Consider the following 12,725-nt stretch of genomic DNA (forward strand, 5'->3'; position numbering starts at 1 on the left):
CCTTTATTTACCGGGCAGCGGCGGTGGCGTTTGGAACCAGTTTGCCAGTTCGGCGACGCTGGCGGCCGGCGTCCACTCCGGCATGCCGCCGGTCCAGACCAGCGCCTCGGCCGGAATGGCGCCGGCGGCGATCTGCGCCTGCAGTTGACCGAGCGTCAACGGACCGGTCTGCTGCCCGGCGACGGCCACGAAATATTGTTTGGCGCCGGGCAGCGGCGGCGGCATCGCCGCCGCATTCTGGGCGTGGTTGACGGCGGCGCCGGCCATCGTGCCCAGTTGCGCTCCCATCAGCACTCCCATCATATTGCCGGCGCCGCCGGGATTGGCGGCGGCTTCCCGCATTGCCTCGGCCGCCTGCATCTGGGAAAATTGATTCATGACCCCGCCGAGCGCTCCGACGCTGGCGCGTTTATCCATCGCCGCATTGACTTCGTCCGGCAGTGAGATATTTTCCACCGTAAAAGTCAACAATTCGAAGCCGAGCCGGAGGAACACATTGCTCAATTTCACGGCGGCGGCCTGGCCGATTTCATCGTATTGTGCCGCCAGATCCAGAGCCGGAATCTGCAATTCCCCCAGCGCGTCGGAGAGGCTGGAAACGACGCTGGTCCGCATCTGTCCTTCGATATCCTCGGTGGAGAATTCGGTCCGCGCGCCGACAAAACGCACCAGCAGTTCGTTGGAAATCCCGACTTTATAGCTGTAGTTGCCGCGCGCCCGCAACCGCACCATGCCGAAGTCGGCATCACGCATCATCACCGGCGTCCCGGTACCCCACTTGCGGTCCAGTTGTTCGGTGGTCCGGATGAAATACACCTCGGCTTTGAACGGCGATTCGAAATTGTACGGCAGGCTCAATAGAGAGGTCAGGATCGGAATGTTGGAGGTATGCAGGGTATAGGTGCCCGGTCCAAAATGATCGGCGATCTGCCCTTCATTGACGAATACCGCACACTGGCCGGGGCGGACAATCAATTTGGCTCCCATTTTGATTTCGTTGTTGTGCCGGTCGAAACGGTGTACCAGAACCGCCGGGTTTTCGTCCGGCCACTCGATGACATCGATGAACTGTCCTTTGAAGATATTCAATAGCCCCATAATGCTAACCGCCTTTCGATGAATTTTCACTGTATTTGGGAATAGTATATTGAACAACCCGGCGCTTGTCAACCCGGTAAGTCACTTTGTCCGGAATTTTTTCGTTTTTGTCGGCCGCGGGACGCATAATGGAAGAAAAATTATTCCAAAATGGATTGACATTTGCAGATTTGGGGATATTCTTTAGATATTTGAAGATAGTTATCTATTGATATCAATTTTCCCGAAGAACACGAACAGCAAAGCAAAGGGGATGTGATGAAATCGCTCGTTACGGCGTTTCTGGTCGGCAACCTGCTGATGGCGACGGCGGCTGAAGTCGGTCGAAGCCGGCTGGTTTTACCGGAGGGGGCGGAAAATCCGGCTCTCAATTTGTTGCGGACGGCAAACTGGGAAGCTTTCGGCCGCGGTTTTGTCCGTGAACCGGACGGCAGCTTCCGTTGTGACAACGGAAGCTCGGCCGAGTTGGTCAGCGGGGCTCATCAACAACTCCGGCTGCACCAGTCGGAGGCACGGCCGGTGGTGATCAGCGGCTGGAGCCGGGCGGAAAATGTCGGCGGCAGCCGGGACGGGGATTATTCGCTCTACGGGGATATTTTCTTCACCGATGGTTCGGTGCAATGGGCGCAGACGGCGCCGTTTCCGGTCGGCACGCAGGAGTGGAACCGCCGGGAATTGCGGCTGGATTACGCGCAGCCGATTGATCGCATTGAAGTGTATGCGCTGTTCCGGAACCATTCCGGCACGGCCTGGTTCCGGTCGCTTCAAGCCAGTGAACCGACCGGTGAGAACGCCGTTTTCGATGGCTTGCCGGTGACGGTGGCCGGCCGGAAGGCGGCGGGATTCCTGCTGCGGGATGTCGCGGCGGATGGCGACTTCGTCGCTTTCGACCAAAGCGGCCGGGCGGCCGCCTTGGAGTTGCAGGTGGAGACGCGCCGGCTGGCCGATAAGGCGACGGCGATTACAGCAACGCTGCGCAATCCGGAGGCCGTCGACCGGGCCGTGACCCTCTACTATACGCTGCCGCTGCCGGACGGGGAGTGGTCTTACTGGGAAGGCCTGCAGGAGAATGACCGGAAGTTACTGGCGAAAAGCCGGGATTACCACCAGTTTTCCGGTTATGAAATCGGCAACGGCCGGAATACCACGCTGCCGTTTGCCGCGGTGACCGGCGAGGGGACCGGACTGGCGATCGGCTTTCAACCGGATTTGCCGGCTTTTGGCCGGGTTGCCGCGAATGGAGCGACCGGCGAACTTTTCATCGCTTTCGATCTGGCGCTGCCGCCGGAAGCGCCGGCGGCGACGGTGGGCTTGGTGATATTTGAATTCGAGCCGGAGTGGGGGCAGCGCGCCGCCTGGCAGCGTTACTATGAACTGTTTCCGGAGGCGTTCCGGCGGCAGGTCCCGAAACAAGGCAACTGGATGGCATTTGAAAAGATCAGCGGCGTCGAGGGCTGGGAAGACTTCGGTTTCGCGTTCAAGGAAGGCGACAACGAACCGGCGTGGGACGCGGAACACGGCATTCTGACCTTCCGCTATACCGAGCCGATGACCTGGTGGATGAAAATGGACGCGCCGCCGAAGGATCTGGATGATGCTTTGCGGTATTTGGCCCTTCAGGCGAAGGAGGGCAATCCGGAAGCGCAGGCGATTCTCAACAGCGGCATGTATGACGAATCCGGTTCCCTGGCCGGCCGCCGGGAAAATACGCCGTGGTGCAATGGCGTGGTCTGGAGCGCCAATTCCATGCCGAAATTGACGGCGCAGCCTTCCAATTTCTCATTGCGCTGGAATTCCGCTATTTTCCGCCGCTGTCACGGCCCGGAAGCGCCGGTCAGGCTGGCCGGCGAATATGTCGACTCTTCGGAAGGGTATGTCACCATTCCGTTTTCCTTCCGGCGCGATCATTTCGCCGCGGCGGAGACGCCGTTGACCTTTGACCGCTCCTCCTTCCGGCCGGGTATTTTCCGCGGACTGGTGGCATTGGAATACATCCGGGCCATCGCCCGGGATATTCATGCGGCCGGCAGTTACATGATGGCCAACGCCACGCCGCACAACCTCTGGTTTCTGGCGCCGCAACTGGATGTGATGGGAACGGAAGCCAACTGGTTCCCGGAAGGTGTTTGGAGGCCGCAGGCGATGACGGATTTGCGGCGGATCCGGGCGATCTGTGCGCAAAAGCCGTTCTGTTTCATCATGAACACCGATTTTACCACCATGCCGCCGGAGCAATTGGAAAAATATTTCCAGCGGACGGTCGCGTTGGGAATGTTTCCGGGCTTTTTCAGCGCCGACGCCTCGACCGGCCATTATTTTTCCCAGCCGGCGCTTTACAACCGGGACCGTTGGCTGTTCCGGAAATATCTGCCGGCGGCGATCGCCGTCGCCGAGGCCGGCTGGCAGCCGGTGACGCTCGCCCGGACGGCGGCGCCGGACATCTGCCTGGAGCGTTTCGGCAACCGTTACCTGACAATTTACAACAGCTCCGACCAGCCGGCGACCGGCCGGATTGTAATTGATCCGGCCTGGAAGGTGGGATCGACCGCCGTCGAATTGCTCTCCGGGAAGCCGTGGAACAAGGAGGAGGAAGGCTGGCCGGTCAGTTTGCAGCCGGATGAGTTGCAGGTCATCGATTTCGGTCCCGCCGCCGCGGTTGCGACGGCGACGGATTAATTGCCGCCGCCCGCTTTCCGTTGCCGGGTGCCGCCGGCGGCCGGCCGGATCAATCGACCAGCGAGTTGCCGCGGACTGTAATATTGTGGACGCTCGGACGGTCGAAGATCAACCGGGGCGGCGGCGCCAGTTTGCTGCGTTGCCAGAGATTGTCTTCGATCGTCAGGCCGTCGGTATAAACCGCGTAAATCGAACCGCGGTACGGCTGCGCCCTCTGCCGCGGGGTCCACTGCTGGATCCGGTTGCCGCGCAGCGTGACGTTGGCCGCCGACGAAATATAGGCCAGTAAGCCGTAGCTGTCGATGAATTGATTGTCTTCGATCAGAATGTCGTGCAAAATCGGGTAGGAGGTTTTCTCGCTGGACGGATCGCTCTTCAAATAAACGCCGATGAAGATGTCCCGTTCCATGCCGTCGTTGACGGTGCCCTGCGGATTGGTCTGTTCGAAACGGTTGCGGCGGATGACGATATTGCCGGCGCCGTAGCCTTCGCTCCAGGAGTCGAAGGTATAACCGGTTTCGATTTTAATCGCTCCCATCTGATTGTGGAAGAAGCGGTTGTTTTCGACGGTGATATTTCTGCCCAGCAGCAGGATGCCGCGGGCCCGGTTGTCGTGGAAGTAGTTGTCGCGCAGCAGAATATTCGACGAATCGTACGCCCAGTTGAAGACGATGAACCCTTCCTGCTTCATTTCCGGCAGGACGGCATCCATGGTCAGATGGAGTTGTCCGTCCTTTTCCCATATGCCGGTGATTTTGCCGCGATAACCGGTCGGCGAATAATCTTCATGGCGCAATTCGAGTTCGTCGCCGACTTTATAATAGTACTGCATTCCCGGTCGGGCGATTTGCAGTTCATGGTCGTCGGCCCGCTGGCAGAAGCTGGAGATGTCGTGGACGTTCAGGCAGTCGTCGCCGCCGAGCATGAATTCACAGCCGATCATTTTGAAGTAGCCGCAGGATTGGGCGACATGGCAATGGTCCGCCGTGCAGGTGATCGGCCGTCGTTCGCCGGCCGGCGGGCGGACGTGAGTATTCAACAGTTGCCAGTATTGCTGTTTGCCGCCGATGACAAACGCGTGGCTGGGAACCGAATGCACCGTGACATTTTCCACGGTCAGGTGACGGTTGTCGGACAGGCAGATGCCGGCCATGTCGTAGACGTAATGCCGCATCCGGAAAAGCTGCCCGACCGCCATGTCCCTGGTCATTTGACCGGTACCGGACAGACGCAGCAGGTTCGGCTTCAGCCACCGGTAATTCGGCTGCTGGAACCAGCGGTTGACGCTGTGTTCGACCCCCACCGACATCGTTGCCGGATCGATCTCTTCGATGTCGCGGATTTTGATTTTTTCAACCGGAAATTTTTCATAATCGATGAAGCGCAAATCGACTGAATCCTGCGCCGGGTCGATGGCGGCGACCTCGACGAAGCTGGCCAATGGATCGACCTGCCAATCCCAGTCGATGGCGAAATTGGCAAATTCCACCTGTTCGCACCCCTGGATTTCCATCATCGCGGCAGATTCCTTCAGGAAGATCAGCAAAGCCCCGTTGCCGTCGAAGCGGAAATTATGCAGTCGCCGGAATTGCAGGCTTTGATTGGTCCGGAACCGGTAAGTGCCGGGAGGAACGGTCAATTGCGCCGCCTGTTGTGCGGCGCAGGCGTCGATTGCCTGCTGGAAAGCTGCAAAATTATCCGGATTGTCCGGCGAGGCGCCGAAATCGGCAACCGACAATACCGGCGCTCCGGCGGCCGGTTCGGGGCGTTTGATTGTAAATTCCGGCGCGCCGGTCGGTTCGGCATCGGTCGCCGCCGATCCGCCCGACGAAAACGGCCGGTCCAGTGCGACCGATTGCTCCGGAGATTCCAATTCCCGCAGCTGAAATGAACTGATCAATGCTTTCAATCGGTTATGCGTATGAATTTGAAACGCGTAATCCTGCGGTTCCGCCGGAGTCTTGAAACGGATCCGCTGCAATTTTTCACCGCGATTCTGCCATTGACTGATGACGTCGGAATAATTGTCGATGCTCGATTCGGGGCGGACCAGAAAGAGCAAACCGGAATCGCCGGGATTTTCGAGAATCCGGCTCCGGAAGGTCGCCTCATAGTGCCGCTCCGGCTTCAGCACGCCCGGCGCGGTTCGCCAGCAGACATTCCATTCACCGTCGCTTTGCCGCGTATCGACCAGCAATGCCGCCGAACCGTCCGGCTGGAGTTGGATTGTCGCATGCGAAGCATTCAGAATGCCGCAGGTGTCGTCCTGAAAAAAGTTCTCTGCCGCGACGGCGCTGAACATGGCGCACAGCAGATCGGCGACAACCAGCCAGAGCCGCAATCGCTTCCCGGAATGGAATTTGAAAATCATGCCGTTTTCTCCTTTTAAGTTACGATGGAATCGTTGCCTGACGATAATTAATCACGCGGAGGGGACGGTTGTCAAACCGCCGGATTGGAAAAAAAGAATTTTTTCGACTTCGGGCTGTTTGCAAAAACCCCGGACACGAAGATTGAAAACTGTCGTTCAGCCAATTATATTACTGAATCATAAAATGAGCAATTGCCAGGCGGAGATGTGGATAAAAGAATGGAGAACGACCACGCGGCCCCGCAGCGGGCGTGTCCGAATTGCGGCAACAGTCTGGAATTCGATCCGCAAAGCGGTTCTTTATATTGTCGGCACTGTGCCGGCCGGGAAGACATTGCCGCCGCCGGCCGGGCGGTGGAAATCCAGGAGAGCGATTATAACCGGACTTTGGCGGAGTTGCAGCGGCAAAACGGCAGCGTCGAACAGTTGGCGGCGCACTGTGCCAACTGCGGCGCCGAAGTGATCTGGCCGCCGTTGATCACTGCCGACCGTTGTCCTTATTGCGATTCGCCGATCGTCGAACCGCCGCAGATGATTCGCCAACTGGCGCCGGGATATTTGCTGCCGTTCAAACTGGACCAGGAAACGGCCAGGCGGTGTTTCCGGAAGTGGCTGAAAGGGCGTTGGTTCCTGCCCGATGCGGTCAAGCGCCTGACGGCGGAACGGCCGTTCGACGGCATCTATCTGCCGTTCTGGACTTACGATTGCCGGACCCGAAGCCGGTATCAGGGAATGCGCGGCGATTATTATTACGTCACTGTCCACTATACGGTGCAGGAAAATGGCAAGACAGTGACGAGGGAGCGCCAGGAGCGCCGGACCCGCTGGCATTCGGTGGGCGGTTGTATCGACAATCGCTTTGACGATATTCTGGTGGCCGGCAGCAGAGTATTGCCGGCCGGACTGCTGGAAGAGCTGGAGCCGTGGGATTTCAGCAACCTGGTGCCGTATGACAGCAATTTTTTGCGCGGCTTCAAGGCGGAAGTCTATGCGGTCGAATTGGATGAGGGGTTTGAACAGGCCAAAGAGAAGACGGCCGGCGCCATTCGTGCCGCGGTATGTTCGGATATCGGCGGCGATGAGCAGCGAATCACTTCGTTATGCGTTGATTACCGGGAAATCCGTTTCAAATACCTGTTGCTGCCGATCTATCTGAGTGCGTTTCGCTGGCACGATAAATTGTACCGTCTGGCGGTCAATGCCCGGACCGGGGAAGTGCAGGGGGAACGGCCGTGGAGCTGGATCAAAATTCTGGCGGCTTTACTGGCGGGTGCGGCGATATGCGGTATTCTTTGGCTGATGATTGATCATGGAATGTAAATATTGAGCAAGGAGAAAGCGTGATGAAATGGAACGGAATTTTGCTGGCGGCGGGCTGTCTGCTGCTGGGAATCAACGGCTGTAAGAAGACGGTCCAACTTCCGGCGCCTCCGCCGCCGGAAGTGCTGGTTTGTCCGACCTTCACCAGCGAAGTGCGGGAAGGGGTCACGGTGATCGGCCAGGTCAAATCCGATTTGTCGGTCGATTTGGTGGCGCGGGTCAGCGGTTATCTGCTGGAACGCGGCTTCGTGGAAGGCGCCAAGGTCAAGAAGGGCGATGTCCTCTATAAGATCGAGCCTTACGAATATGAGGCGGCGGTCAAGAAAGCCGAGGCCGACCTGCTGCAGGCCCAGGCCGACCAGAAGAATGCCGATACCGATTACAACCGGCAGAAAACTCTTTATGAACAGAATGCCGTTTCCGAGCGGGAATATGACAATGCGACTGCAGCCAAAATGGAGGCGGACGGCAAGGTGATGGCGTCGGAAGCGCAATTGGACCAGGCCAAGTTGAATTTGAGTTATACGGTCGTCTCGGCGCCGTTCGACGGCTGGGTCGGCTTCAACCAGTATTCGGTCGGCAATTTCGTCGGTCCGGAAAGCGGTACCCTGGCGACGGTCCGGGCGGAAAATCAGGTGCGGGTGGAATTCAATATCAGCGAAATCATCCTGTTGAAATTGCAGGCGCACAAAGACAAGATCGATGACGGGCTGCTGCAGGTCCGCATCTCCTTTCAGGACGGCAGCGAGTATCCGAAGACCGGCAAGCTGGCTTATTTCGACAACCGGGTCAACGCCACCACCGGAACCCTGAAGTTGCAGGCCCTGTTCGACAATCCGGACCATGCCCTGATCGACGGACTTTACGTCAAGGTCCGGCTGGAAATGACGGAACCGGCGGCGGAAATCACCGTGCCGGAAGTCGCCATTCAGGAAGATCCTTCCGGCCGTTATGTCCTGGTGGTCGATGCCGACGGGACCGTGAAGCGCAAGAATATCGTCATCGGCGAAAGTTTCGGCGAGCTGACCGTGGTGCACGATGGTCTGGCGTTGGGCGACCAGGTCATCACCAGCGGCATTCAAAAGGTGCGGCTCAACCAGAAAGCGGTTGCCAAACCCGATCCGGCTTACGCGAAAGCCGTTCCGGAAAAGCCGGCGGAAGCGGCGGCTCCGACCGCCGGCCAGCCGGCGGCGCAACCCCGGGATGATCGGCAATGATCAGTAAATTTTTCATCGAACGGCCGCGCTTCGCTTTTGTCATCGCCATTCTGATCAGCCTGGCCGGCCTGATTGCGCTTGGCGTGATGCCGGTGACGCAGTATCCCAACATTACGCCGTCCCAGGTGGCGGTTTCGGCCACCTATCCGGGCGCCGATGCGCTGACGCTGCAGCAGACGGTGGTGGAACCATTGGAAGCGCAGATCAACGGCGTCAAGCGCATGTTGTACATGTCCAGCACCAGCAGCGATTCCGGTTCGGCCACCATCACGGTGACGCTCGGCATCGGCACGGACGGCGACTCCAATACCGTCAATGTGCAGAACCGGGCGAACTGGGCGTTGAGCCAGTTGCCGGAGGAGGTGCAGCGGCAGGGGGTCATCGTCAAGGAGAAGTCGAGCAACATGCTGTTGGTGATGACGCTGTATTCGCCGAAGGGAACCTATGACGCGCTGTTTCTGACCAACTATGCGCTGCTGAACATCAAGGATGAATTGTCCCGGGTCAACGGCGTCGGCGATATCGGCCTGCTGGGCAATTTGAATTATGCGATGCGCATCTGGCTCGATCCGGACCGGATGGCCAGTCTGGGCTTGGATGTCAACGACATCTCTTCCGCCATCAAAGCCCAGAATGTGCAGGTTTCTTCCGGGGCGCTCGGGGAAGCGCCGACGCCGGCCGATCAGATTTTCCGTTTTTCCATCCAGACGCAGGGCCGGTTGACTTCGGTGGAGGAGTTTGAAAACATCGTCATACGCGCTCTGGATGACGGCGCCCAGGTGAAGCTGAAGGATGTCGCCAAAGTGGAGCTCGGGGCGGAAACTTACACCTCCTCCGGCCTACTCAACGATGCGCCGGCGGCACTGCTGGCGATTTACCAGTTGAACGATGCCAACGGGCTGGCGATTGCCGAGGCGTGCAAAGCGAAGTTGGCCGAGCTGGCCGAGTCGTTTCCGGACGATTTGGAGTACGGCTTTCAATACGACACCACCAAATTCATCGACGCGTCGATCAGCGAAGTGGAGCGGACGCTGTTTGAAGCGGTGATCCTGGTGGTGCTGGTCACCTTCATCTTCCTGCAGAACTGGCGGATGACGCTGGTGCCGACCATCGCCATTCCGGTGTCGCTGATCGGGACGTTTGCCGTGCTGCTGTCGATCGGCTATTCGATCAATTTGATCACTTTGTTCGGTTTGATCCTGGCGATCGGCATCGTCGTCGACGACGCCATCGTCGTCATCGAAAATGTCAGCCGCTTGATGGAGGAGGAAAAATTGTCGCCGAAAGCGGCTGCGCTGAAATCGATGGAGGAAGTTACCGGTCCGGTCATCGCCACGACGGCGGTATTGCTGGCGATGTTCGTGCCGGTCTGTTTTTTGTCCGGCATCACCGGGGAGATGTACCGGCAGTTCGGCATCACCATTTCGGTGGCGGTGGCGATTTCGGCGATCAACGCCCTGACCCTGAGTCCGGCATTGAGTGCGATTCTGCTCAAACCGCCGTCGAAGCAGCCGCGCCGGAAATTTTTCGCCTTCCGCTGGTTCGATGCTTTTTTCGACCGTTTGACGGCCTCGTACGGCTGGACAGTCGGTAAACTGCTGCGGGCGGCCCTGCTGGTGTTCGTCATCTATTGCGCCCTGACTTTTCTGACCTTGCGGCTGTTCAACCAGTTGCCGACCGGTTTCATTCCCGGCGAGGATCAGGGAGCCTTTTTCGTCAACGTTCAATTGCCGGACAATGCTTCGCTGGAGCGCACCGAGGCGGTCGTCAAACGGATCAACGACATCCTGTTGGCGGAACCGGGCGTGTCCGACGTCATCGCCAGCCCCGGTTTCAGTATTTTGACCGGTACGAACGCGTCGAACAATGCGATGATGATCGGCGTGCTCAAGGACTGGTCCGAACGGCAGACGCCGGATTTGTATCAAAGCGCCATCGTCAGCCGGGTGCAGAAGAAGTTGAGTGCCATTCCGGAAGCGGTGATTCAGGCGTTCGACATTCCGACCATTCCGGGCATCGGCGTCACCGGCGGTTTTTCGTTCGTCGTCGAAGACACCACCGGAACCGATCCGGCCAGGATGATGGAAGCGCTGGACCAGTTGATCGCCGAGGCCAACCAGGATCCGGCCCTGACGCAGGTCTATACCACCTACCGGGCGGCGCTGCGGCAGGTCTATCTGGAAATCGACCGGGAAAAAGCGTTGAAGATGGGAGTCAGTCTGGACAGCATCAACAATGCGCTGCAGGGGTTGATGGGATATGCCTACGTCAACGATTTCAATAAATTCGGCAAGGTCTACAAGGTGGAAATTCAGTCTCAGGCCGACAGCCGCGCCGTCACTTCGGATATCAACCGGCTGTACGTCCGCAACAGCGGCGGTGAAATGGTGCCGCTGAATACGCTGGTGATGGTCAAAACCCGTTATGCGCCGCAGTATCTGACGCGATATAACATGTATTCTTCCGCGACGGTCCAGGGGATGCCGCGTCCCGGCGTCAGTTCCGGAACGGCGATGGCGGCGATGGAGGCGGTGGCCAAGCGGACTTTGCCGGCCGGCATGCGTTACGAATGGACCGATATGTCCTATCAGGAGAAGGCGGCGGAAGACCAGATCGGCATCGTCTTTGCGTTGGCGTTGTTGTTCATTTATCTCTTCCTGGTCGCCCAATATGAGAGCTGGATGATCCCGTTCGGCGTGATTCTTTCGGTGCCGATCGCCTTGTTCGGCGCCGTGCTCTTCCTGATGCTGCGCAACATCGACAACAATATTTACACCCAGGTCGGCCTGGTGCTGCTCTGCGGCATCGCCTGTAAAACCGCCATCCTGATCGTCGAATTCGCCAAAGTCAAACATGAGGAGGGCATGCCGATTCTCGAAGCGGCCGCATTTGCGGCGAAATTGCGGTTCCGGGCGGTTCTGATGACGGCAATCTCCTTTATCCTCGGCACCCTGCCGCTGGTGGTCGCCACCGGGCCGGGCGCCAACAGCCGCCAGGCGCTGGGAACGGCGGTGGTCGGCGGCATGTTTATGGCGGTCGTCATCGGCACCTTTCTGATTCCGGCGTTCTATGTGATTGTGCAGCAGGCCATTGAATTGGTCAAGCGAAAAGCGGAGAAATAGCCGTGTTCGTCGTGCGGCAATTGGAGGTCGGCGGCTTTGACGACAATTTTTCCTACCTGTTTTATACGCGGGAGGGGCGGGCGGCGCTGGTCGATCCGACCGGTGAGCTTGCCGTCATCCGGCGGGCGATTGCGGCGGTCCCGGTCGCGCTGCAGCCGGGTTATATCTTTCTCACCCACAGCCATCGGGATCATTTCGGCGACTGGCCGGCGATCCTGGCGATGTTTCCGGCGCCGGTGGTGGCGCATCCGGCCGCGTCGCTGCCGATTCCTTTCCGGGCGGCCGGAGACCGGGAACGGCTGCCGCTGGGAACCGGTTTCGTCGAAGTGCTTTATACCCCCGGGCACAGCCCGGACAGTGTTTGTTACCGTTTGAGCGATGACGACGGTTTGTTTACCGGCGATACGTTGTTCGTCGATTGCTGCGGCTACGGCAAGACGGAAGAACTGTACCGTTCGCTGCAGCAGGTGATCTATCCGCTGCCGGACTCACTGCCGGTTTATTCCGGTCACAACTACGGCCATCTGCCGGTGACGCAACTGGGAGAGGAAAAGCGGCGCAATCCCTATTTGAAGCGCCAGAGCCTGGCGGCGTTCAGCGAAGCGATGAAAACGCTTTGAACGATTGTTCAATGGAATTTCAGATTGCCGCGGCAATCGAAGGCCGAACGGCTGCTCAACCATAAACTGCAATAAGCCGATAACTGCATGGCGACTAAAATGGCGATCATGATTGCCAGTTGGTATTTGATGGCCAGCAGCGGCGAAACGCCCCCGAGCATCTGACCGGTCATCATGCCCGGCAATGAAACGATGCCGAGCGTTCCCATCGTCGTCAACTGCGGCAGCAGGGTCGCCCGCAGAGCTTCGGCAAAAAACGGCCTGGCCGCTTCCTGCGGAGTTGCGCCCAGCAACAGCAGGG

General features: G+C 58.6%; 8 protein-coding genes. 5 read left to right on the forward strand and 3 right to left on the reverse strand.

The genetic code is table 11. From position 1 onward, the window contains the following. Positions 1–3 precede the first annotated feature (3 nt). Positions 4–1,098 (reverse strand): SPFH domain-containing protein, encoded by a 1,095-nt coding sequence (locus tag HWX74_RS15250; RefSeq protein ID WP_176014355.1) that lies wholly within the window; start codon positions 1,096–1,098, stop codon positions 4–6. 258 nt (positions 1,099–1,356) lie between these two features. Here HWX74_RS15250 and HWX74_RS15255 point away from each other — a divergent pair, with 258 nt between their 5' ends. Further along, entirely contained in the window at positions 1,357–3,774 is a 2,418-nt protein-coding gene (locus tag HWX74_RS15255; protein ID WP_176014356.1) for a hypothetical protein, read from the forward strand. 49 nt (positions 3,775–3,823) lie between these two features. Here the strand turns inward: HWX74_RS15255 and HWX74_RS15260 are convergent, their stop codons facing one another. Continuing rightward, positions 3,824–6,145 (reverse strand): right-handed parallel beta-helix repeat-containing protein, encoded by a 2,322-nt coding sequence (locus tag HWX74_RS15260; RefSeq protein WP_176014357.1) that lies wholly within the window; start codon positions 6,143–6,145, stop codon positions 3,824–3,826. Between the two features lie 219 nt (positions 6,146–6,364). Here HWX74_RS15260 and HWX74_RS15265 point away from each other — a divergent pair, with 219 nt between their 5' ends. From HWX74_RS15265 to HWX74_RS15280, 4 genes are read left to right on the forward strand one after another with little or no spacing between them, the layout of a single operon-like run. Further along, on the forward strand, positions 6,365–7,465 hold the full coding sequence (locus HWX74_RS15265) for a hypothetical protein (RefSeq protein ID WP_176014358.1): 1,101 nt from the start codon (positions 6,365–6,367) through the stop codon (positions 7,463–7,465). A gap of 23 nt (positions 7,466–7,488) precedes the next feature. Continuing rightward, the gene (locus HWX74_RS15270; RefSeq protein WP_217704974.1) at positions 7,489–8,682 is read left to right on the forward strand and encodes an efflux RND transporter periplasmic adaptor subunit; all 1,194 of its coding nucleotides are present in this window, start codon (positions 7,489–7,491) and stop codon (positions 8,680–8,682) included. Beyond that, positions 8,679–11,804 (forward strand): efflux RND transporter permease subunit, encoded by a 3,126-nt coding sequence (locus HWX74_RS15275; RefSeq protein ID WP_176014360.1) that lies wholly within the window; start codon positions 8,679–8,681, stop codon positions 11,802–11,804. The genes HWX74_RS15270 and HWX74_RS15275 overlap by 4 nt, the downstream gene beginning before the upstream one ends. A 2-nt stretch (positions 11,805–11,806) precedes the next feature. After that, positions 11,807–12,424, forward strand: a complete 618-nt coding sequence (locus tag HWX74_RS15280; protein WP_176014361.1) for an MBL fold metallo-hydrolase — start codon at positions 11,807–11,809, stop codon at positions 12,422–12,424. Positions 12,425–12,432: 8 nt separating this feature from the next. Here the strand turns inward: HWX74_RS15280 and HWX74_RS20725 are convergent, their stop codons facing one another. Continuing rightward, positions 12,433–12,717, reverse strand: a complete 285-nt coding sequence (locus HWX74_RS20725) for an ABC transporter permease (protein ID WP_368506831.1) — start codon at positions 12,715–12,717, stop codon at positions 12,433–12,435. Between the last annotated feature and the right edge of the window lie 8 nt (positions 12,718–12,725).

The sequence above is a fragment of the Victivallis sp. Marseille-Q1083 genome (assembly GCF_903645315.1).
Classification (GTDB): Bacteria; Verrucomicrobiota; Lentisphaeria; order Victivallales; family Victivallaceae; genus UMGS1518.